This is a genomic window from Galbibacter orientalis DSM 19592, from assembly GCF_000260115.1.
Taxonomy (GTDB): domain Bacteria; phylum Bacteroidota; class Bacteroidia; order Flavobacteriales; family Flavobacteriaceae; genus Galbibacter; species Galbibacter orientalis.
Window position 1 is genome coordinate 401,860 of sequence record NZ_JH651380.1, and the last position, 24,738, is coordinate 426,597.

Below are 24,738 nucleotides of genomic sequence, written 5' to 3' on the forward strand. Positions count from 1 at the left end.
TTTCATAACAATAGCATAAAGAAAATTAAATCTAAATAATCCTAAGACCTCATAAATTTATACTTCTCAATAACAAGCCATGACCCCATCCGATAAAAACTTCTTACTTATAAAATCGCTTGAACAAAGAGATGAGCGGGCGTTAAAACAACTCTATGATGTTTATTGGAAAAAAATGTACCTCTATGCACTCAAAGTTTTAAACCACCAACAGCTTTGTGAAGATATTTTACAAGATATTTTTATTAGTATATGGGAGAAGGCTCCAACTGCAAAAATAAAGAATATAGAATCTTATCTTTTTAGGGCTCTTAAATATAAAATAGCAAATGCTTTAAGAGATGAAAAGTATACACAAATTAATAACGAACATTTAAATTTCCTTCCTTCTGAAGATTATGTAAAAAATGCAATAGAATACAAAGATCTAGAAACACAGGTTCATAAAACTATACAAACGCTTCCCGAAAAATGTAAAAATGTATTTTATTTGAGTAGAATTGAAGAATATACTAATCATGAAATTGCTGAGGAACTAAATATTTCTGTCCGTACTGTAGAAACTCATATTAGCAAAGCATTAAAACATTTAAGGGTTCATATTTCTTATCTATTAATAATAGCATTTTTTTTTAATGCATAACTTTTATCCAATTAAAACTATCTGGTTCAATATATAGTTTAGAATTTTGAGTATTTAATTTTACAATTCCAGTTTTTCGAGGATGCACTTTGTTATTTGAGTTGTGTGTATGCAAAACATAATAAGTTTGCCCAGAATTATCAATAACAATATCTCCATGTCCAGTTCCTATGGACCCGATATTATTTTTAGAGATTATAGGGTTATTTGTAGCTTTTTTCCAAGGTCCAATTGGGGTTTTACTTGTAGCATAACCTACAGCATAATCTGGATTTCTAAAATCATTTGCCGAATAGATTAAATAGTATAGCTTCTTCTTTTTAAAAACAGTAGGTCCTTCTGCTACTGGCCATTCAACATTTTGAGTATCTTCCCACTTTTCTTTTGCATTGATACACTCTTTTAGGGTTTCTGGTTTTATTTGATTTAGATTTTTATTCATTTCAGCTACAAAAATCCGATTCCCATTTTGCAATCTTACATGGTACATATATGCCTTTCCGTTATCAAAAAAAATAAAGGGATCTATTTGTTTTACAGGAGCTTTAATGGCTTCCATGTTATTTTTAAAAGGACCTAGCGGACTGTTACTTGTTGCAATTGCAATGTTTTCATTGGCAGTATAAGCCATATAATATTTGCCTTGATATTTAAAAATTTGTGGTGCCCAAAAACCTTTAGTACCATAAGCTTCTCCTTTTTTTAAGGCATATCCATTTTGTACTCCTTTTGGACCTTCCCAAGTTTTTAAATCTTTTGAAGTATATACTAAAAAGCCTTCTCCATCAATTCTAGGATCGCTTTTAGTTCCATATAAATAGTAAGTGTTATTATCTTTAAATATAGTAGGATCGGCTAAGTATATTTGGTCATTGGAGAGATCTTGTCCAAAAGCATAAATGCTTATAAATATAAAAAGTAAACTTATTTTAAAATAATTCATCGTTAATAGGTCTCGATTAATAGTGTTATTGGTTGTAGCAATGGTTTGAACAAAGCCTAAATTTTTTTGTCATACTTTTAAGTACACATATTTTTACCAAAGATTCACAGCTATACCGTTTTCATACCGTAAAGAGTTGCTGGTAGGGCATAGGTAGGAAATAAAAGATATAGCTATGAATTTATGGTAAATAGATTTATAGAGGGCTGCACTTTATAGTGCAGCGTACTTTAGTTATTTTCTACTGAAAACTTATATAATGAAACGGTATGGTATTCCTCCCCCGGATTCAAAGTAATTGAAGGGAAGTTAGGCTGATTTGGAGCATCTGGAAAGTGTTGTGTTTCTAGCGCAAACGTGGTTCTAAAATCATCTTTAACCCCCGATTTAAAAGTGTTTTTACTTTGCATAAAATTTCCACTATAAAATTGTACCCCTGGCTCTTCACTTGTTACATCCATAATAATTCCAGATTTATCGCCTACAATAGTAGCTACGTGGTTTAACCCATTTTTCTTACTCCCATTAAGTACAAAATTATGATCGTACCCCTTTCCAAAGGTTAATTGTTTATTGGTTTCTTCTATGCGTTCCCCAATAGTATGTGGAGTTCTAAAATCAAATGGAGTCCCTTCCACGTCTTCTATAGTTCCTGTAGGAATCAAACCAGCATCTACAGGGGTGTATTTATCAGCATAAATTTGAACTTTATGATTCAAAATAGAACCACTTCCTTCTCCATTCAGGTTAAAAAAAGCATGATTAGTTAAATTTACAACCGTAGGTTTATCTGTTGTTGCTTTATATTCCATTTTTACAGCGTTATCTTCTGTAATAGAATAGGTAACTGTTACATCTAGATTTCCAGGGAAACCTTCTTCCATATCTGCTGCACTATATTTTAATGCAATGGTGTGCTCATTTACTTTTTTTGCCTCCCAAACAACATCTTGAAATCCTTTTTTTCCTCCATGTAAGGTATTCTCTCCATTGTTTATTGGAATTGAATATTCTTTTCCGTTTAAGGTAAATTTTCCTTTAGCAATTCTATTTCCTACACGTCCAATTGTAGCTCCAAAATAAGGTTCGGTAGAATTTATAAATCCTTTTGCACTATCCATTCCTGCAACAACATCTATCATCTTTCCTTTTTTATCTGCCACCCATAATCCTACTATTCGCCCTCCATAATTTGTAAATGCTGCTTTTATATTGCTATTCTGAATCCAGTATAATTGTACCTTTTTTCCGTTGACAATAGTGTCAAAATTTTTGGTTTTTAATAAGGAAGCAATGGAGTCTTTTTTGACTACTTCTACAACATCTTTTGTAGCTACTTTCTCTTTTTTTTCTTTTTTACAAGAAACAAAACAAAGTATAGAAATAGCTATAAGTGAGATATGTTTTATTGAATTGAACATTATTTGTTATTTAGTTTTTTAATTAAATTAACTTCATCTTCACGATATGGAGTTCCATCTTTTCTAAACACATCATGAAACCACTCTATAGGTTCATCTCCATTAGCTATTGGGGTATCCCAGGCATAAATGGTATTACTTTTTCCGTTAACCAATCCCCAATTAATTGCTCCAATAGTATGTTCTTTTAACATAGGAAGTGTATTAGAGAACCTAGAATTTCTGGTTCTTGCCATATATTCTGTACAAATTAATGGGCGATTAAAAGATTCTAACAATTGAATAACTCTTAAATGCCACTCCGGTCCCTCGTAGTCGTGATAAGTTACAATATCAGAATTTGTTACCTGAAACTCATTTAGTTCTTTTTCATCCCATTTCCATATTCCAGCACTTATTGGTTGTGACGGATTTACTTCTCGTGCCCATGTAAAAATCTCTTTTAATAGCGGAAGCGACTCATTACTTTTTCCATTGTTACCAGGTTCGTTATATAAATCCCATAATAAGATGCGCTCATCATTAGCAAAAGTTTTTAAAATGTCTTTTACATAGGTTTCTAATTCTGGAAAATTAGCTTCGTTTTTTGAGGCAGGATACCCAGGATCTTGTACCCATCCAGAATTATGTGTTCCTGGTTTTGGAGCGGGCTGTTTCCCTATTTTAGGATTTGCATCCCAAACATCGTCTAGGAATACAAAAATTGTTTTGATTCCATTCTTGTCTGCAATATTTAAGTATTCCTCTACACGTTTTTTAAAGCCTTTTTTATCTACTTTATAGGCTAAACTGTGTAAATACACTCGCATAGTATTAAAACCGATTCCAGCAGCATACCCCAATTCTCTGTCAATTGTTTCTGAGTCGAAAGTATCTTCTTGCCACATTTCAAGCTGATTAATAGCGGTACTTGGAACAAAATTTGCTCCATATATCCAGTTGTGAGAGTCGTACCACGATTGTGCTTTTTCAGCTGACCATTTATTTGATTTTAAGACAGGGTTCTCCTGAGAAAAACCTAGATTACATACTAAAAGTAGTAGTAGTATTGAGCAAATATTTTTCATTTTTAAATTTATTTATGGTGTTTATATTTAATTAGTTAACAACGGGAAAAGCTTGTATTCTCAGTTTAGTAAATCCTACTGGAATTAAGCTTATGGTTTCAATTTTATCTGTTACATTTCCTTTATAAATGCCTTCACGTCCAGAAACCGGGAGATGTGCTAGCCCGTTAACAGCTTGCCAATCTGGAATTTTCTTTGCACGAATTTTTAATTCAAAGGGAGCGTTTTCTATATTCCATTTAAAATCTCCTTTTAAAGGAGAGCTACTTACTTTCACATTTTTATTAGTGTTTTCAATATCTTCACGGAGTAATCCATAATTCCAATCGGAATTGGTGTGTACCGTAAAATAGTTTCCTTCTGTTTCTTCAGTTTCCTGCTGCCATATTTCCTTCATTTTTAGTCCATAAACTAAGGGACCTCTTTCTATTGCACGAGAGTTTTCTGCCCATTGAGAAACTTTTACTTCCATTGGAAGACTAAGTTTTATAAGATCTCCATTTTCCCAAGTTCTATTAATTGTGACAATCGATTTATTTTTTTCAAAAATTACTTTTTCTCCGTTAACAGTAATAGAGGCATTATTGCACCATTTTGGAATTCTAAAATCCATAGGAAAGTCAATTTCTTTTCCAGTTGTTATCTCAAAATTCACATCCTCTCCAAAAGGGTAGGAGGTATTCTCTTTTATGACTATTTCTTGATTTTTTATTTTAGTTGAAATTGTATTCGGACTATAAATTAATGCTGCTAAACCTCCTTCCTTATTTTTAAACCACAAGTGTTGCGTGAATTTTGTCCATCCCTGATGCATATTTACGTAACAACAAGTATAGCCACTTTTAATGCCTAAAACATTATTCATTTCTCTATTAAAAGGGAGCGTAAAGGCATATACTCCTCTATCAATTTCTATTTGATTGGCTAGTTGGAAATATTGTTTTTCGTTAAAATCGTCTGTAGTTTGAGGCGGCAAAGCATTAAATGTAGCTCTTTCTAATGCATCCATATAAAATGGGTCTCCTGTAATTCCAATAATTTCTTCTAAAGAGAACATTGTTTCCACAACAGCACAAAGTTCGGTACCTTGAATGGGGGCATTTCCATGTAAATCTTCATCTGCAGAGAAAATTCCATTTGGTAATCCATGTAAAGTCATTAAATCATTAAAGCCTATTTTGGAAGCTTTTAGATAAGTAGAGTCTCCTGTTCTTTGGTAATTCTCTGCTGGTTCCTTAATCGCCATTCCTACATTTACTCCATGCCGATGCATCCATGTTTTTCCATCAGGATTTACGGTAGCGTTAATTGCCCAATCTCTATTTCCTAACCATTCACTCCAGGCAAAAGATTGCTTCTTAATTTTTTCTGCAAGGGTTAATAACTTTTCATCGCCATTAACTGTATACAACCATTGAGCTATTCTTATATTTTCGACTCCTCGAGATTGCGCCCATTCTGTCCATTTTCCAATCGGACATTTATCAAGTGTTTTTAATTGGTAGTCAAAATACTTCTCCATAAATGGGACTACACGTTTGTCTTTTGTTGCCGTATAATACTGCTGGATTACTTTTAACATCACCATTCTTGGCCACCAATCTTCTCCTTTATCGGCATTTTCAAAATCTACCTTATTTCCTGTTTCTCTTTCCCATTCTGTAATCGGTCCGAAATATCCAGAAGGGCGTTGATTATCAATACTCCAATCAATATATTTTTTTACTTTTTGTTTAAGTCTTTCATTATTTAATTGATAGGCTAATGGAACTGCTCCATCCAACCAATATGGAGTTTCTTCCCAATCATCACCATTTCCACCAAGCCAACCATTATCTATTTTTACTTTATCATAAATTTCATCTAAATGTCCTGTAGAATTATTTAGCATTATAGTAAGTTGATCTTCGAGCCAGCCATTTGGTTGAATTTCTCCTAAAGCAACTTCTTGGTACATAGAAGTTACAAAGGTGCTTTCTTTTTTTGTATCGATCTCTTTACTTGTATTTGTGGTGCAAGAAGATAGAATGAAGGCTATCAGGAATTGAAACGTAAAAATTTTGGTAGTTAAAAGCTGCTTTTTCATTTATTTACATTTTCACAATTAATTATTTTCTAGTATTCTTATTATTTTCGTTTGGTATTGGTCATTGCCTATTACATGCCCATTTTGGACTTTATAAATAATTTATTCTGAAGGAATTTGTAATGTGGTGTCTTCTGAAACGGGAATCCCTAGATTTGGAGAGCCATCTTTATTCCATGATATTTTTTGCATCCTCGGAGACCTTTTAGATCCGCATCCTTCTCCAGGGTTAGAATTTGCATGGTAAAGAATCCAATCTTCTGTACCATCTGGAGATTTAAAAAACGAATTATGTCCTGGAGCATAGACTCCATTTTCTTCCGATTTTTTGAAAATAGGTTTTGAATGTTTTTTCCAAGCAGATGGATCTAAAACATCATCGCCTTCCAAGCTTAAAAGTCCCAAAGAATAGTAATCTGTCCAGCATCCATTTGCAGAAAATACAATAAAAATCTTCCCGTTATGTTCTAAATATTGTGGACCTTCATTAACATTTACATGCGGAGGGTTATTAGCATCGTTTAGATCTCCTTGTTTTTCCCACACATAGGTAGGTTCAGACAATAAAACTCTATTGGAGTCTAATGTCCAAGGATTTTTCATAGGAGCAATGTAAATATTTTGTTGCCCATTTACAGTCCCTTCCCAGCCAGACCATATCATATATAATTGTTTTTTGTATTCAAAAACATTGCCATCAATAGCCCACCTATCTGGATTGGCTGCAATTTTCCCTTTAAAAACCCATTCGCCTTTAAACGGGTCTTCAGCGTTGTTTTCCAGCACATACATTCTATGGTTGTTATTGTCGCCATTATCTGCAGCAAAATAAACATACCATTTGCCATTAATAATATGGAATTCTGGCGCCCAAATAGATTTAGAATACATTCCTGTTTCGGGAGGTGTCCAAATAGTTTTGTGCGCTGCATTTTCAAGTTCTGCTAAATTTTTGGTTTTCCAAAGTATCAATTTATTACCAACAGTATTTGTGTAGTAGTAATACCCGTTATGGTAGGTGCTATAAGGATCGGCACCAGAAGGTAAAACAGGGTTTGTAAACGTAGTGTTTTGTGCCCCTAATGATAATGTAAATAGCAGTATAATTTGTAAATAGTATAGTTTCATGGGTTGATAAATCTATTTTTTAAATCCCTCATTGAGGGTTTTATTTCCCGAGAGCCTGTCCTGAATATACCTAAGGACTCTACGTCGAAATGGGTTAAATTATTTTCTTTTGAATACCTCGTAGGTTTGCCTCGAGGTAGTTAATTGAACTTTTATTCTTTTAAACTGTAATGTATTTAGCTATTTGTCTCATAGTTATCTCTGACTCAAAATGAGGAATGCTTTTCAGCATATAAATTACATTTTTTAAATAGATTTGAGAGTTAAATAGCATACTGTAATTTTGATATATGTTAATTATTTAACCCCTATTTTGGTAATTAGAAAATAATAATCTTCATTTTGTATTGATTTCTTAACTAATAGCAAATTAGATCATTTATTAGGTTTTATAGCTGTAACTAATGTTTCATTTTTTCATCCAATCTATCCAAAGTTACTTTTGGATTGCTGTTTTTCTTTTAAATGAATCAAAATGAGGATTGATGAAACAATATGTATAAAGATTATTAGTACTTTTTCACAAAATTTTAAAACATTGAAGAAAGGCCTGCTATTTTTAATTTTTATTCTACAAGTAAGTTTTGTTGTTAGATCTCAAGAGTATTATTTAAAACATTTTCAAGTTGAAGATGGCTTATCTCATAATTCTGTTATTTGCTCTTTGCAAGACAAGGACGGTTTTTTGTGGTTTGGAACAAAGGATGGTTTAAATAGGTTTGATGGGTATAATTATAAGTTATACAGAAACGAATCATTAAATAATGCAAGCATTGGAAGTAATTTTATACAAGCTATCTACGAGCATCAAAACTTTTTATGGGTTGGTACAGATAATGGTTTGTATAAGTTTGATAAGGACCAAGATAAATTTACTCTGTTACCTATTACAAAGAACCAATCTATTCAAGATATAGAAAGTGATATTGATGGAAATATATGGTTTATAGCTGGGGGAACGCTTTATAAATATGAGGTTGACACTAATAAATACGTTGTTTTTGATCCTGCAGATTTTTTTGATGCGCTTAGTATTACAAAGAGTCCAGATAATACTTTATGGATAGCTTCTTTCAACCAAATTTATAAATACGATGCTAATAATGTAAATTTCACATCGGTAGGGGTTAAGCCTATAGAAAATACCGAGTTTCCTTATATTATATCCACCATTGAGTCGCTATCCTCAAAAGAAATTCTTATAGGAACTCAAAATCATGGAGCTATCCAATTTAATATTCAAAATGGAACTCAGCAAAACATCATTGAAAATGAAAATGAAAATGAACCAATTTATGTAAGGGATTTTGCAAAAAAAGGAGCAGACGAATTGTGGATAGGGACGGAGAACGGACTCTACATCTATAATTTGCAAACCCAAAAATCTACACATTTACAGAAAAACTATAAAGATCATTATGCCTTATCAGACAATGCTATTTATACAGTAACGGTAGATAATGAGCAAGGAGTTTGGTTGGGCACCTATTTTGGCGGAATTAACTATTATCCTAAACAATATACTCCCTTTAAAAAGTATTTTCCAAAGTTTAATGAAAATTCAATTAGTGGAAATATTGTAAGAGAAATTAAAGAAGATGAAGACGGGAATTTATGGATTGGCACCGAAGACGCTGGGATTAATAAATTTAATCCGAAGACAGAAAAGTTTATAAATATTAATCCCAAAAATGATGATAAAACAGCGCTAGCTTATTATAACATTCATGGAATATTACCAGATAAAGATAAAATTTGGGTAGGAACTTTTGAGCATGGATTGGATGCTTTGGATAAAGATACCGGTTTGGTTATAAAACATTACGGACTAAGAAGTAAAGGAGGGTTACACAGTAATTTTGTGTATTCAATATTTAAAACGCTTGACAAAGAAATATTAATTTTAACAACCTCTGGAATTCAGAAATACAATAAAGAAAAGGACTTTTTTGAAGATTACATTATGCTCCCAGAAAGGTATTTTTTTACAACAATGGCAGCCTCAAAAAAGAATGAGTTATGGGTAGGTTCTTATAGAAACGGATTGTATTTAATTGATAAAACTTCTGGTGCAAAGAAAAATTTTACCTACAATCCTCAAGATGAAAATAGTATAAGTAGCAACGCCATCAATCAGGTATTTATAAGTAGTAATGAAACTGTTTGGATTACTACGGAAAATGGACTTAATAAATACAACCATAGTACAGGCAATTTTGAACGCTTTACCGTAAAAAATGGGTTTCCAAGTAATTTGGTTTATTCTATTTTGGAAGACAACAAACAAAATCTTTGGATAAGTAGTTCCAATGGGTTGGTAGAATTTAATCCTGTAAGTGAAGATGTTAAAGTTTATACCAAAGCAAATGGCTTAACTACCGATCAATTTAATTACAATGCGGCTTATAAAGATGCACAAGGAAACATGTATTTTGGAAGTGTTGATGGGATGATTTTTTTCAATCAGAAAAACTTTGTTAAGAATACCTATACCCCTCCTTTATATATTACCGACATAAAAATTAATAATAAGGAGGTTAATTTAGCAGATCCAGAGGGACCAATCCAAGGTTCTATTAGTAGTATTGAGAAATTAAATTTAAAGCATAATCAATCTTCCATAAGTGTGGATGTGGCTGCATTGAGCTATAATGCTCCCCAAATGACAAAATATTGGTACAAACTTGAAGGGTTGAATAATGATTGGGTCGAATTAAATAAAAGTCATACTGCATATTTTACAAAGCTGTCTCCAGGGTCTTATACCTTAAAATATAAAGCACTTAATTGGAATGGCTCTTGGAGTATGGGTAGAGATTTGGAAATTGACATAGCACCGCCGTTTTGGGCTAGTACTATTGCATACGCGTGTTATATTTTGATTGTTTCTTTACTCGTAATTTCTATTATTATCTATTATCATAAACTTACCGTAGAGAAGAATGATAGGAAGATAAGACAACTTAATAACAAAAAAGAGAAAGAGGTATATCAAGCTAAAATAGAGTTTTTTACCAATATTGCTCATGAGATTAGAACTCCACTTACATTGATTAAAAGTCCGCTTGAAAAACTATTAAAAGTAGATAGTCAGAATGCTTTTATGAAGGATAATCTAAATATTATGTCTAAAAATACATCACGACTTTTAGATTTAGTAAATCAGTTATTAGACTTTAGGAAAACGGAGATTGAAGGGCTACACCTAAACTTTATAGAGGTAAATATTACAAACATTCTTAAAAATACGTACACTCGTTTTAGCAATGCTATAAAAGAAAAAGAATTGCTTTTTGAACTTTCTTGTCCAGATGAAGATGTATACGCACATGCAGATGAAGAGGCTCTAAAAAAGATTTTGAGTAATTTATTTAATAACGCTATTAAATATGCTAAAAATAAGGTTAGTGTAATAATTAAAAAGGATCGAAATGAGTTTGTTTTGATTGTTAAGAATGATGGGGAGCTAATTCCTCATCATTTAAAAGAAAAAATATTCGAACCATTCTTTAGGCTTCCAGAGGCAAATCATCAAACAGGTACAGGGATCGGATTGTCTTTGGCGTATTCGTTAACAGAATTACATAATGGAACGCTAATATTGGATACTATAGATGTTTATATGAATACTTTTATTCTAAAACTGCCGCTTTATCAAGAACGGAAATTTGATTTCTATGAAAAAAATAAATTGCCTCTTTTAAATGAAAATATAATTGAAGATGTAAAAGAGAGTAATGCAGTGAAGGAAGTTAAACAAACAACAATTCTTTTAGTTGAAGATAATGAAGATCTTCTAGATTTTTTAGCTAATGATTTAGAGAATGATTATTCCATTGTAAAGGCTAATACTGCCGAAAAAGCATTGGAAACAATTCAAATAGAGAACATTCAGCTAGTTATTAGTGATGTTATGATGCCCGGAATGAGTGGTTTTGAAATGTGTAAAAAGATAAAAACCTCTTTTGAAACAAGTCATATTCCAGTTATTTTGCTTACTTCAAAAAGTGCTATAAATGCAAAGGTAGAAGGTCTAGAGTGTGGTGCAGATGCCTATATAGAAAAGCCTTTTTCTATTGAATATGTGCATATCCAAATTAAAAATATTTTGGAGAATAGAAAGCATATCATGAAACACTATTCGAGTTCTCCTTTGGCACATATAAAAAGCATTGGACATGCAAAACCAGATGAATCTTTTATAAAATCTCTGGATAAAGTTATTTATGACAATCTCTCAGATCCAAATTTAAGTGTTGAAGTATTAGCAGAAATAATGAATATGAGTCGCTCTACCCTCTATAGAAAAATAAAAGACCTCTCCAATTTAAGTCCGAATGAATTAATAAATATTACGCGACTTAAAAAGGCTGCGGAGCTTTTAAAAACAGGCGATTATAAAATTTATGAAGTCTCTGAAATGGTGGGTTATAATTCTCAAACTAGCTTCGGGAGAAATTTTCAAAAACAATTTAATATGACACCAACGGAGTATATTAATAAGTATTGAAAGATTGAAAGATTGAAAGATTGAAAGATTGAAAGATTGAAAGATTGAATAAGTTGGGGGCAGAAGTCCGAAGTCGGGAGACAGGAACTATAGTAGAAAGTAAAAAAGTTAAGAGGTTACAATGTTACGTTGTTATGAGGTTTTAGAAGAGTACTGCTAACTGAGCTCTGCTAACTGAATACTGAAAGGTCGGGAGACTGAAAATTATAGTAGAAAGTAAAAAAGTTAAGAAGTTACAATGTTACGTTGTTATGAAGTTTTAGAAGAATAGTGCTAACTGAGCTCTGTCTACTGAATACTGAAAGGTCGGGGGAAAGAAATTATAGTAGAAAGTAAAAAAAGTTAAGAGGTTCAATGTTACGTTGTTATGAAGTTTTAGAAGAATAGTGCTAACTGAGCTCTGCCTACTGAATACTGAAAAGGTCGGGGGAAAGAAATTATAGTAGAATGTAAAAAAGTTAAGAAGTTACAATGTTACGTTGTTATGAAGTTTTAGAAGAATACTGCTAACTGAATACTGAAAGGTCGGGAATCCGAAGTCAGTATTTTTATTACTTATTTTACATTTTCAAATTGGCTCATTTTCAAATTTCCAAATTGATTCATTTACAACTTTGCCCCTTTACCTACTGAACATTAATGAAAATAATTAAAAATTAAATTATTTTTTTCAAAACTAAAACGTTTTAGTATATTGCGTTTGTAAAATTTATGTTAACTGTAAAATAAAAACCAACTAATCTACTAGAAAACTACCTCTCATACAAGCAGCCTATATGTCAATACAATTAAGTAAGGTAATACTTATAAAGGTTGTAAGAAGACTTAAAGAGAGGGAAGGTCTAGATTAATAAAGGATATTTAGTATGCAAAGAAGAAAATTTATACAAAACACCGCCATGGCAGGGAGTTTAGCTTTTCTAAACCCAATAGATTTAACAGCTGCACCAATAAAACAATTTCCAACAGTTAGAGTAGCAGAGAATCAGCGAAACTTTACGAGTAAGAGTATTGAAAAAGCAATAAAAGAGTTTTCGAAAAACGTAAAAGATGAAGAATTAACATGGTTATTTAACAACTGTTTTCCTAATACTTTAGATACTACAGTTACTTTTTCTAATGAAAATGGTAAGCCAGATACGTATGTTATTACTGGAGATATAGACGCTATGTGGCTTAGAGATAGTTCTGCTCAAGTATGGCCTTATATGGCTTTTATAGATGAAGATGCACATTTAAAAGATTTAATAGCTGGGGTAATTAACAGACAAACCAGCTATATTATAAAGGATCCCTATGCGAATGCTTTTTACGATGATCCAAATAAAAGAGGAGAATGGGCGAGTGATTATACCGATATGAAACCTGGGGTTCATGAGCGTAAATATGAAATTGATTCTTTGTGTTATCCAATTAGATTAGCTTATAATTATTGGAAAAAAACAGGCGAAAAAACGCTTTTTGGAGCAGAATGGAAAAAAGCAATTCAAGCAACCTTGAAAACATTTAAGGAGCAGCAGCAAAAAGAAAACCCTGGACCTTATTCTTTTATGCGAGAAACTCCACATGCTACAGATACGAGAGCATTAAGAGGTTATGGCTACCCTGTTAAACCAATAGGTTTAATTTGTTCTGCTTTTAGACCAAGTGACGATGCTACCGTATTTTCCTTTTTAATTCCTTCAAACTTTTTTGCTGTAGTTAGTTTAAAGCAAGCAGCAGAAATGGTTTCAGAAATTCATGGGGATGTAGATTTAGCAAATCAATTAATAGCTTTAAGTAAAGAGGTTGAAATGGCTTTGCAGAAATATGCTATTGTTAACCATCCAAAACATGGAGATATTTATGCATTTGAAATTGATGGTTATGGGAATCATTTACTTATGGACGATGCAAATGTACCTAGTTTACTAGCGCTACCGTATTTGGATGCCATAGATGTAAATGATAAAACCTATCAGAATACAAGACGTTTTGTATGGTCTTTAGATAATCCATTTTTCTTTAAGGGGAAAGCAGCCGAAGGAATTGGTGGTCCTCATGTAGGAATGGATATGGTATGGCCAATGTCGATTATAATGAAAGGATTAACTAGTAGCGATTCAGAAGAAATTAGAGAGTCTATTCAGACCTTAAAGAATACACACGGAGATACAGGTTTTATGCATGAGTCGTTCCACAAGGATAATCCAAAAGACTTTTCTAGATCTTGGTTTGCATGGGCAAATACTTTATTTGGAGAGTTACTATGGGAAACCTACAAAACCAACCCTGAATTATTAAAATAAACCTACTATGAAAATTATAAAAGTGAAAAACCTATGGAGAAGTATACTCCTAGTTTCTCTCTTTTTTGCGTCTTGTAATAAACAAGCTGCGGAAGATAATAAAGGAGATCAAGAGCAAGTAAATTATACTTCCTATGTAAATCCTTTTATAGGAACAGCCCCTTTAACAGACCCTAAAGCTATTGGATATACACCTCCAAAAGATTGGCGAGTATGGGCAGGATTAACGTATCCTGGCTCGTCTTTACCCAATGCTATGGTGCAATTAAGTCCTATTACCAAATACGGTTCTGGAGCAGGGTATGAGTATGAAGACACAGAAATTATAGGGTTTACTCATACCAATAAAGGTCATTGGAATCTATGTAATATTCCTATTTTACCTGTTGCAGCAAATGCTACCTATCCTTTTAAATCTTCTTTTAGTCATAAAAAAGAAAATGCTTCTCCTGCCTATTATGAGGTTTTTCTAGAAGATTATAAAGTGGATGTAAAATTAAGTTCCACTTTACGAAGCGGAATTCATCAATATACTTTTGAGAATAATCAGGGGAGAAAGCTTCTTTTCGACTTAGGTCGTTCTAATAATCATGTAGATAATTGGGAGATTAATTTGGTAGGTAAAAATGGAGTGAGTGGCTTTCAACAAATGGGAAGAGAAAAGATCTATTTTTATGCAGAAGTGAGTCAGCAAACATCAGGAATAGAAAAAAAGAATGAAGGAGCAAGCAATGGTTATGCGTTAATAAGCGTATCTGACGATGCAAATCCTGTTGTTCTAAAAATAGGTTTATCTTTTGTAAGTATAGCTAACGCGAAGGAAAATCTGACTCAAGAGATTGGAAATAAAACTTTGGAAGAAATAAAACAATCTGGAAATGCAGTTTGGGAAACCTTACTCTCTAAAATTGAAGTTTCTGGAGGGAGTAAAAAGGAAAAGGAAATGTTTTATACGTCTTTTTACAGATCTTTTTTATGGCCAGCACTTAGAAGCGATATCAATGGGGAGTTTACCGATGATGCAGGAAAAACCCAACAAAAAGACTTTCAATATTATACCATTCCTTCTTTATGGGATACGTACCGAAATAAAGTGGTTTTATTAGATTTATTTTCCCCTAAAGTAAGCAACGATATTATTTCTTCATTAATTGATAGAGGAGAAATACGAGATTTTATTCCTACTTTCTTTCATGGAGACCATGCTGCTTCCTACATAACAGGAGCTTATAAAAGAGGTTTGAATAATTTTGATGTTGAAAAAGCATATCAATTATTATTAAACAATGCTTACAAAGAAGGAGGAACAAGACCTTTTATAGCAGAATATATTGAAAAGGGATATATTTCTGACCCTAAGGTGGAAAATGCACATGTGGAGACCAAAGCAAAGGCGGGAGTTTCTAAAACTTTAGAATATGCTTACGACGATTATTCCTTAGCACAATTAGCAAAAGAAATGAACGATGAAGCGCATTATAAAGACTTATTGGCGCGTTCCAAAAATTATAAAAATGTTTTTGATACTGCAACCAACTTTATGAGAGGGCGCTTGGAAAATGGGGATTGGATTACTCCATTTGATCCGCAATATCCATATTATGAATATATGTATAGAGAGGCAAATGCATGGCAGGTTTCTTTTTATACGCCTCATGATATGCAAGGACTTGTGGCATTGTATGGAGGCGCAGCTCCTTTTGAAGCCAAATTAGATTCTTTATTTACTACTCCTTGGAATCCAGAGCATATTGCAAGAAATGTATCTAGCTTTATGGGGCAATACTGTCAAGGAAATCAACCAGGACATGAGGCTCCTTTCTCATATTATTTTGTAGATAAGCCCTATAAATCTCAAAAAGTAATAGATGCGCTTTTAAAAGATTATTACGGAACGGGAGAACATGGATTGGCATTGCCTGGAATGGATGATGCAGGAGAAATGTCTTCATGGTATGTTTTTAGTGCAATGGGACTCTATCCTTTTTCACCATCTGATGCCGAATATTTAGTGAGCATTCCTCTTTTTGATGAAGTAAGTATAAAAACTTCAACCAATAAGCTTTTAAAGATCAAAGCAAATTCAGCAAAGAGAAAATTAAAAGCAATAAATGTTAATACAAAAAAAATAGATGGATACTTTATTCCTCATTCCCTTTTTGTAGAAGGAGGATCACTAGAATTGGAAACGGAATAGTGCGGATTACCAATCAACTACCTCGAGGCAAGCCTACGAGGTAGTTAAAGGAAAATATTTTAATCCATTTTGACGTAGAGCCATTCGGTATACTCTGGACAGGCTCTTGGGAATAAAAACCCTCAATGAGGGATTTAAGAACTGAATTATCAAATTTAAATAATAAAAAATGCCAATAGCAATTGGAGTGGATATAGGGGGGAGTCATATTTCCTGCGCAGCGGTTGATATGAAAACCCACAAAACACTTTCAAAAACATACTTTAAACAGGAGGTAAACTCCAAAGATAGTAAGGAAAACATCTTAAAAACTTGGGGGAATTGTATTAATAAAACCCTCGCTTCCATTATAGAAGAAACAGTAGAAGGAATCAGTTTTGCTATGCCTGGACCATTTAAGTATAAAGAAGGGATAGCTATGTTTGAAATAAACGATAAGTATGAGGCGCTTTATAATGTTTCTGTTGTAGAAGAATTACCAAAATACCTGTCTAGACAAGATTTAAAGCTTCGGTTTTTAAATGATGCTTCTTCATTTGGTTTGGGGAGTATCTTAACAGGGGGTGTTTCTTCAGATAAAAAAGTAATAGCGGTTACTTTAGGAACTGGTTTTGGGGCTGCATTTTTTGATGGAATGATGCCTGTATTAACAGGAGATAGGGTGCCAGAAAATGGATGTCTTTGGGATAAAGAATACAAAGAAGGGATTTCTGATGATTATTTCTCTACCAGATGGTTTCTAAGTAAATATCAAGATAAATTCGGGGTGAAAACAATACATGGGGTAAAAAGCATTATTGAGGAGAATGAAGATGCGGCAAAAGAAATATTTACAGAGTTTAGCGACAATTTTTATGAGTATATGCTGCCCTATATTAATAATTTCACCCCTGATTTATTAGTCATAGGAGGTAGTATTGCCAAGTCTTCAAAATTATTTATACCTAGATTGGAACAGCTTTTTGAGAACGGAGAGTCAAGCTTAAAAATTCAAATTATAGATAATACTGAAGTAGCAAATATAATAGGAGCTTCTTATACCCTTAACGATGTTTTTTGGAATGAAATCAAAACAATTCTTCCTGAAATTTAATACTAATATTACACTATGAAAACCACAGAAAAAACACCAGTAGTATCTAAAGCAATACTTCTACCTTTTATTTTAATAACGTCTCTTTTTGCTCTTTGGGGATTTGCAAATGCAGTTACAGATCCTATGGTACAGGCCTTTAAGAAGGTTTTGGAGTTAAGTAATTCTCAAGCGGCATGGGTTCAAATGGCATTTTATGGAGGTTATTTCTGTATGGCTTTGCCAGCGGCACTTTTTGTACGTAAATATTCATATAAAAAAGGAATAATTATAGGTTTGATTCTTTATGCAGTTGGGGCATTATTGTTTTATCCAGCAGCTACTAACGAGCAGTTTTGGTTTTTTTGCCTTGGTTTATATGTTCTTACGTTTGGTTTAGCATTTTTAGAGACTACAGCAAATCCATACATATTATCCATGGGAGATAGTAAAACGGCTATTCAGCGTCTTAATCTGGCGCAAGCCTTTAATCCAGTAGGCTTGGTACTCGGACTTTTGGCTGCAAAGTATTTTGTCCTTGAAAACCTTCAATCGGATGATTTTGATGATTTTGGAGCATTATCAGAAGCCAAAAAAGCACTTATAAGAACTTCAGATTTAATGGTAATTAGAGATCCATATGTAATTTTAGGCTTGGTAGTTTTAGTAGTATTAGTTCTTATTTTGTTAAGTAAAATGCCGCAAGTACGGGCTAAAGAAGAGGAAGTAAGTCTCTCTAAAACCTTTTCTGGATTATTTAAAAACAAGCGTTATGTATACGGCGTTCTGTCGTTAGTTTTATATATGGGAGCTCAAATTATGTGCTGGACATACATATACCAATATGCGGAAGGGATTAATATTACTGCAGATGTAGCAGCCAATTATCAATTGTGTGCCTTTATTTTATTCACCATAGGAAGAGCTATAGGAACCTATTTGTTAAAATTTATAAGCTCTTCTCGTTTGCTATTATATTTTGCAATTTTAGGAATGCTTTGCTGTCTGTCCACTATGTTTATTCAAAATGAAATAGGATTGTATTGCTTGGTATTGGTTTCTTTATTTTTATCAATTATGTTTCCTACCATATATGGAATAGCACTAAATGGTTTAAGTGAAGAAGATTCTAAAATAGGAGCTGCAGGTTTAGTTATGGCAATAGTTGGTGGTGCTTTATTACCGCAGTTGCAAGGTATTTTAATAGATTTAGGAGGAACAGAAGTAAATGATATTAGCATTTTAGGAGTATCAGAAATTAACTTTTCGTTTATATTACCAGCTGTTTGTTTTTTATTAATAGCCTTTTATTCTATAGGTGTTTATAAGGGAAGAATTACAGCAAATCAATAATCTGTCGTTGGTGGGTTTATCTCCCTCTTTAAACATTATGATGCAATTTTTAGCTTAAAAGCATTGAGTTTGTCGGTTTTGAATAATAAATATGAAATTTTGACACAAAAGGGAAGTGTCTACTAGATTAAAATTCTTCACTTTGGTTTTATGAATTTGAAATTTTAACTCTTTTCCATTCAATTTTTAATCTTTCATCGGGAATTGATAAAAAAAGAGTTACAAGTTAAGAATTTGTATAGTGAAGGTATTAAATCAACTACCTCGAGGCAAGCCTACGAGGTATTCAAAGGAAAATAATTTAACTCATTTCGACGTAGAACGTCGGGGAATTAAACCCTCTATGAGGGATTGAAAAGAGCCTTCTAATTTTGTAACTTATTTTAATATTTAATAGAAATGATTAATCGACTGAGATTTAAAGAAAAAAGCATTTTGTTAGGGATAACATTGCTGTTTAGTGTTGTGGCAGTAGCGCAACAATGGAAACCCGCAGGAAAAAAAATAAAAACATCGTGGGCAGAGAAGATAGATGTAAATAATGTTTTAGGAGAATACCCTAGGCCAATAATGGTAAGGAAAGAATGGAAAAACCTAAATGGTTTATGGGATTATAGTATTCAGAAAAAAGGAGGCGAAGCTCCTAAAAAAGGAGATGGAAAAATTTTAGTACCTTTTGCTGTAGAATCTAGTCTTTCTGGTGTAATGAAAGAAGTAGGTGCTGAAAATGAGTTATGGTATAATAAAACTTTTACCATACCAGACAATTGGGATGGAAGTAATATTTTATTACACTTTGGAGCAGTAGACTGGAAATCGGATATTTGGCTGAATGGTGTAAAAATAGGTTCTCATACTGGAGGATACACTCCATTTTCGTTTGATATTACTCCATTTTTAAGTAGCGGAGAACAAAAATTAACGGTAAAAGTTTGGGACCCTACAAGTGATGGTCCGCAGCCAAGAGGAAAACAAGTAAAAAATCCTGATGGTATTTGGTACACTCCCGTAACGGGGATTTGGCAAACTGTGTGGTTAGAGCCTGTTGCAGAAAAAAGCATAAAAAATTTAAAAATTACACCAGATATAGATAATAGTGCTATTAAAGTTAAACCGCTATTAACCAATGCTTCTTATGGAGATATTATTGAGGTAACCATTAAAGAAAATAACAAAGTAATAGCGGTTTCTAAAGCTAGTGCTAATGAGGAAGTTGAAATTTATATAGAAAACCAAAAATTATGGTCGCCTGAATCCCCCTTTTTATATGATTTAACCGTTAAACTTTTAAGTGGAGATACAACAACAGATACAGTTGATAGTTATTTTGCTATGCGAAAAATCTCTAAAAAGAGAGATGAAAATGGTGTTGTTAGAATGCAGTTAAATAACAAAGATTATTTTCAATTTGGGCCTTTAGATCAAGGTTGGTGGCCAGATGGGCTGTATACTGCACCAACAGATGAGGCTTTAAAATACGATATTGTTAAAACTAAAGAATTAGGGTTTAATATGATTCGTAAACACGTAAAGGTAGAGCCAGCTAGATGGTATACACATTGTGATGAATTAGGGATTTTGGTTTGGCAAGATATGCCAAACGGAGATGCTGCTCCAATTTGGCAAAACAGAAAATATTTTGATGGTACAGCATTAAAAAGAAGCGCCAAATCTGAGCAGATTTACCGTAAAGAATGGAAAGAAATTATAGATTATTTATATTCTTATCCTAGCATTGTAGTTTGGGTTCCTTTCAATGAAGCGTGGGGACAATTTAAAACTGTAGAAATTACAGAATGGACGCAACAATATGATCCTTCACGTTTGATTAATTCTGCTAGTGGAGGTAACCATTTTCAAACAGGAGATATTTTAGATTTACATAATTACCCAGGGCCAGATATGTATTTATATGATGCACAAAGAGTTACTGTTTTAGGTGAGTATGGAGGAATAGGCTTGCCATTAGAAGGACATTTATGGAAAACCGATAATAATTGGGGATATGTAAAATTTAAAAATTCAAAAGAAACAACAGAGGAGTATATTAAATATGCTAAGAAGTTAAAAGGATTTGTAAAAACAGGATTTTCTGCAGCAGTTTACACACAAACTACCGATGTTGAAGGAGAAGTAAATGGGTTTATGACTTATGATAGGAAGGTTGATAAAATGGACTTTAAGAAAGTTCGTGAAATAAATCAAGAGGTAATAAATGAACTTACTAACTAATAATACATATATATAAAATTAGCATCCGTTTTGGGATCTAAAAAAGCTCTTAAGAATTTTTCTTAGGAGCTTTTTAGGTTCTAAACGGTATGTTTTAAGAGTTATTTTGTTTAGATTCTGCTCCTATAAATTCCTATAAAAATAACGCTAACTTTTCAAGGTTTTTATTTGTCTAATAAGCCAATTTTAGACGTTTTCTAGCGCATTATAAATTAGTTGATAATTAAAAAGCATATTTAATACATTCTTAGCTTATAAGTAGCTGATAATCCGTATAGTAAGGTGTGTTTTTGACATGTTCAAATTGTCTCACAATACCGCAAATAGTTTCATTTCTGCATTCATTTTAAGAAAAATTAACACAATGAACATTTTGTACGAAAGATTGAAACAAAACCACTAGCTACATTATTCATATAATACGCTACTTTGAATTAAGTAAATCGCAAAAAATAAAGTTTAAAATTTAATATTATCAATTTTTAATAGAATTAATTGAGGTATTGATAATCGACTTTATTTTTTTTGGATAATTTAATTAAAGTTTTTTTTACTCTTATTCTGATAAAAGCCTTATCAAGCTTTTGTATTCAAGATTTACTTACAAGCTAACTTAAAATGAATGTTTCAAAAAAATGAAATTCAATGAAAACAACTTTTAAAAATCAAATTAAACAATTGGTTTTTGCCTTAACATTTTGCTTTATCGCGATGTCTAATTTGTATGGACAAGATCAAGTAACAATTAATGGTAAAGTAACCGATGAGAATCAAGTCCCGATACCTTATGTAAATGTATTGGTAAAAGGAGGAGAAGGCAGTGGAGCCACCACAGATTTTGATGGTAATTATCAGATTTCAGCTGCTTCAGATGCAGTTTTGGTAATTAGTTCTATAGGGTTTAAATCCCAAGAAGTATCTGTAGACGGCCGTACAACAGTAAATGTAAAATTAAAAGAAGATGTTGAAGCTTTGGACGAAGTAATTGTAGTAGGATATTCTTCAGTGGAGAAGAAGGATTTAACAGCGGCAGTTTCTTCAGTATCAAGCAGCGATATTCAGAATGTACACGCAGGGAGTACGGTAAGTACTTCTTTGGCAGGAAAGCTTCCTGGGGTTAGTTTTAGAATGCCAGATGGGCGTCCGGGAGCTTCAGCAAATGTACAGATTAGAAATATGGGGAATCCGTTGTATGTAATAGATGGAGTACAGCAAGATGTAGGACAGTTTAATAATTTATCTCCAAACGATATAGAAAGTATTTCGGTATTAAAAGATGGATCGGCTGCAATATATGGTTCTAGAGCTGCAAATGGGGTAGTTGTAGTAACCACAAAGAAAGGAAGAAAAGGAGCTAGAAGTACCGTAAATATTGATGCGTATACAGGTTGGCAAAACTGGACTAGATTCCCTGAAACTGTAAACGACTCTTATGAATATATGCTTGGTAAGGCAGAGGCGGAAGTAAATGAGTTTGGTTCTACAGCTATTACAGCAGAAGAATTAGAAAAATATAGAATAGGAGAAGCACAAGGGTATCAATCTTTTAATTGGAAGGATTTTATAGTGAAAAAAAATGCTCCAGTTACTAGTTTTAATGTAAGTGCCTCTGGAGGATCAGAAAAAATAAACTACTATTTATCGTACACAAAATTAAATCAGGAAGCAGTTTTTGGAGATGAATGGACTTTCAATAGAGATAATATCCAAAGTAATGTTGATGCTCAAATAACTAATAATCTAAAAGTTGGAGTTCAGATAAATGGAAGAATAGAAGAACGAAAAAACCCAGGAATTCCAGGTTATGATGATTATTGGCAACCTCGTTTTGCAATTTTAAGAAATAGACCATTTGAGCGCCCTTATGCAAACGATAATCCAGAATATTTAAATGATATTGGTCATAATGAAACAAATGCAGGACTGCATAATTTTGAAGTTGGTGGCTATTATGTAGATACATGGAGAGTATTGCAAAATAACTTTACTGCAGAATACGATTTTGGTTTTATAGATGGATTAAAAGCAAAAGGAATGTATTCCTATTTTATTTCTGATAGAGTGCAAAATGGACATGAATATACGTATGATGCCTATACGTATGATCAAGAAAATGATGAATATACAGTTACTGGAGGAAGTACCAATCCTTTTAGAGAGCGAACTACCCACAAGAAAATCCAAAATGTATTTCAAGGTTCTTTAAATTATAATAAGGTAATTAATGATGAGCATACTTTAAGCGCTATGTTCTTAATAGAGCGGATTGATATTAATGAAACCAATCAATATTTACATGCTGTACCAGGAACAAATGTACTGCCATTAATATATTTTTCTGATATGGATCAATATGACGATTCAGAATATGAAGAAGCTAGGATTGGATATGTAGGTAACTTTACCTATAACTATAAAGATAAATATTACATTAATTCTTCTATCAGAAGAGATGCTTCTTGGAAATTTGCTCCAGATAAGCGTGTAGGTATTTTTCCTTCTATTTCTGGTGGATGGAGAATTACAGAAGAGCCTTTTATTAAGGATTTAGTAGGAGATGATTTTATAGTAAACGACTTTAAGATAAGGGCTTCTTATGGGGTGTTGGGAGATGATGATATTGGAATTGGATCTTTTGATTATTTAACTGGATATAATTATGGAGGAACTCCAGTTATTATTGACGGAAATCCAATAGTACCGAGTACAGATAGAGGGCAACCTATAGATAACCTTTCTTGGTTTGAAAGTGAAATTACCGATATAGGAGTAGATTTTGGACTATTTGACGGAAAGTTAACTGGTACTTTTGATTATTTCTATAGAGCGCGCTCTGGCTTAAGAGGTAGAAAGTATGATGTGCTAGTACCTAATGAATTGGGATATTCTTTGCCAGACGAAAATGTTAATAGTGATGCTGTATATGGGTCGGAAGCTTCGCTTTCTTATTACGGAAATATTGGAGATTTATCAATAATGGTTTCTGGAAATGCATCGTATACCAAAACAAAATTCTTAGAGAGTTACAAGCCTAGGTTTGGTAATTCTTATGATGAGTACAGAAATTCATCAGAAGGAAGATATAATAATATTTTTTGGGGATATACAGCAATAGGTCAATTTGAATCGCAAGAACAAATAGATAATTATCCAATTAATAATGATGGACGTGGGAATACTTCTATGAATCCTGGAGATATAATGTACAAAGATGTTAATGGGGATGGAAAAATAGATGGATATGATGAAACTCCAATTGGCTACAATCAAACACAACCATTAATAAACTATGGCTTGAGTCTATCATTAGGTTACAAAGGCTTTGATTTTACGGCAGATTTTTCTGGAAATTCAGGCTATTCTTGGAATCAAAACTGGGAATCTAGAAGACCATTTATAAACGAAGGAGCTCTAGCAGAAATATTTTTAGACAGATGGAAAAGAGAGGACCCTTTTGATCCTAACAGCGAGTGGACTGCTGGGAAATACCCTGGCTTACGCTATAATAATGGTAGCCATAGTAACAATTGGAATTCTACATTTTGGTTGCATAACATTACATCTTTTAGAATAAGAACAATGGAGCTTGGGTATTCTTTCCCACAAGTGGTACTAGATAAATTAAGATTACAAAAACTGAGACTTTATGTTAACGGTTACAACTTATATTCTTTTGACAACTTGGAAGAGTATGGAGTAGATCCAGAAGTTGTGGACGACAATAGTTTACAATACCCACAAAATAGAGTAATTAATGTTGGTATTAATCTTTCCATCTAACATAAAAAATAATAATAA

Annotated in this window: 13 protein-coding genes; 8 read left to right on the plus strand and 5 right to left on the minus strand. The window is 32.8% G+C overall.

The window, feature by feature from the left end:
* The first annotated feature begins 79 nt into the window (after window positions 1-79).
* A complete protein-coding gene (locus JOOMADRAFT_RS18965; protein WP_008616295.1) occupies window positions 80-643 on the plus strand; it encodes an RNA polymerase sigma-70 factor in 564 nt (187 codons plus the stop codon).
* On the opposite strand, the gene JOOMADRAFT_RS18970 is transcribed toward JOOMADRAFT_RS18965, so the two are convergent.
* The 5 genes from JOOMADRAFT_RS18970 to JOOMADRAFT_RS18990 all read right to left on the minus strand — a co-directional run bounded on the left by JOOMADRAFT_RS18970 (window position 633) and on the right by JOOMADRAFT_RS18990 (window position 7,288).
* Window positions 633-1,586 (minus strand): glycoside hydrolase family 43 protein, encoded by a 954-nt coding sequence (locus JOOMADRAFT_RS18970; RefSeq protein ID WP_008616296.1) that lies wholly within the window; start codon window positions 1,584-1,586, stop codon window positions 633-635. The genes JOOMADRAFT_RS18965 and JOOMADRAFT_RS18970 overlap by 11 nt on opposite strands.
* A gap of 230 nt (window positions 1,587-1,816) precedes the next feature.
* Window positions 1,817-3,007, minus strand: a complete 1,191-nt coding sequence (locus JOOMADRAFT_RS18975; RefSeq protein WP_008616302.1) for an aldose epimerase family protein — start codon at window positions 3,005-3,007, stop codon at window positions 1,817-1,819.
* Entirely contained in the window at window positions 3,007-4,074 is a 1,068-nt protein-coding gene (locus tag JOOMADRAFT_RS18980) for a cellulase family glycosylhydrolase (protein WP_008616303.1), read from the minus strand. Before JOOMADRAFT_RS18980 ends, JOOMADRAFT_RS18975 begins: the two co-directional genes overlap by 1 nt.
* 31 nt (window positions 4,075-4,105) lie before the next feature.
* Window positions 4,106-6,160, minus strand: a complete 2,055-nt coding sequence (locus JOOMADRAFT_RS18985; RefSeq protein WP_008616304.1) for a beta-L-arabinofuranosidase domain-containing protein — start codon at window positions 6,158-6,160, stop codon at window positions 4,106-4,108.
* Between the two features lie 102 nt (window positions 6,161-6,262).
* A complete protein-coding gene (locus tag JOOMADRAFT_RS18990; RefSeq protein WP_008616305.1) occupies window positions 6,263-7,288 on the minus strand; it encodes a glycoside hydrolase family 43 protein in 1,026 nt (341 codons plus the stop codon).
* A gap of 538 nt (window positions 7,289-7,826) precedes the next feature.
* On the opposite strand from JOOMADRAFT_RS18990, the gene JOOMADRAFT_RS18995 reads away from it, so the two are divergent.
* The 7 genes from JOOMADRAFT_RS18995 to JOOMADRAFT_RS19025 all read left to right on the plus strand — a co-directional run bounded on the left by JOOMADRAFT_RS18995 (window position 7,827) and on the right by JOOMADRAFT_RS19025 (window position 24,720).
* Window positions 7,827-11,798, plus strand: coding sequence for a hybrid sensor histidine kinase/response regulator transcription factor (locus JOOMADRAFT_RS18995; protein WP_040880363.1), 3,972 nt, complete (start codon window positions 7,827-7,829; stop codon window positions 11,796-11,798).
* A gap of 866 nt (window positions 11,799-12,664) precedes the next feature.
* A complete protein-coding gene (locus tag JOOMADRAFT_RS19000; protein WP_008616307.1) occupies window positions 12,665-14,086 on the plus strand; it encodes a glycoside hydrolase family 125 protein in 1,422 nt (473 codons plus the stop codon).
* Between the two features lie 7 nt (window positions 14,087-14,093).
* Entirely contained in the window at window positions 14,094-16,283 is a 2,190-nt protein-coding gene (locus JOOMADRAFT_RS19005) for a GH92 family glycosyl hydrolase (protein ID WP_008616310.1), read from the plus strand.
* A 169-nt stretch (window positions 16,284-16,452) separates the two neighbouring features.
* The gene (locus JOOMADRAFT_RS19010) at window positions 16,453-17,376 is read left to right on the plus strand and encodes an ROK family protein (protein ID WP_008616311.1); all 924 of its coding nucleotides are present in this window, start codon (window positions 16,453-16,455) and stop codon (window positions 17,374-17,376) included.
* A 15-nt stretch (window positions 17,377-17,391) separates the two neighbouring features.
* Window positions 17,392-18,708 carry an L-fucose:H+ symporter permease gene (fucP, locus tag JOOMADRAFT_RS19015; protein WP_008616312.1) on the plus strand — a complete coding sequence of 439 codons (1,317 nt, stop codon included), beginning with the start codon at window positions 17,392-17,394 and terminating at the stop codon, window positions 18,706-18,708.
* A 399-nt stretch (window positions 18,709-19,107) separates the two neighbouring features.
* Entirely contained in the window at window positions 19,108-20,940 is a 1,833-nt protein-coding gene (locus tag JOOMADRAFT_RS19020; protein WP_008616313.1) for a glycoside hydrolase family 2 protein, read from the plus strand.
* A gap of 645 nt (window positions 20,941-21,585) precedes the next feature.
* Window positions 21,586-24,720, plus strand: a complete 3,135-nt coding sequence (locus JOOMADRAFT_RS19025) for a SusC/RagA family TonB-linked outer membrane protein (protein WP_008616314.1) — start codon at window positions 21,586-21,588, stop codon at window positions 24,718-24,720.
* The last annotated feature ends 18 nt before the right edge of the window (window positions 24,721-24,738 follow it).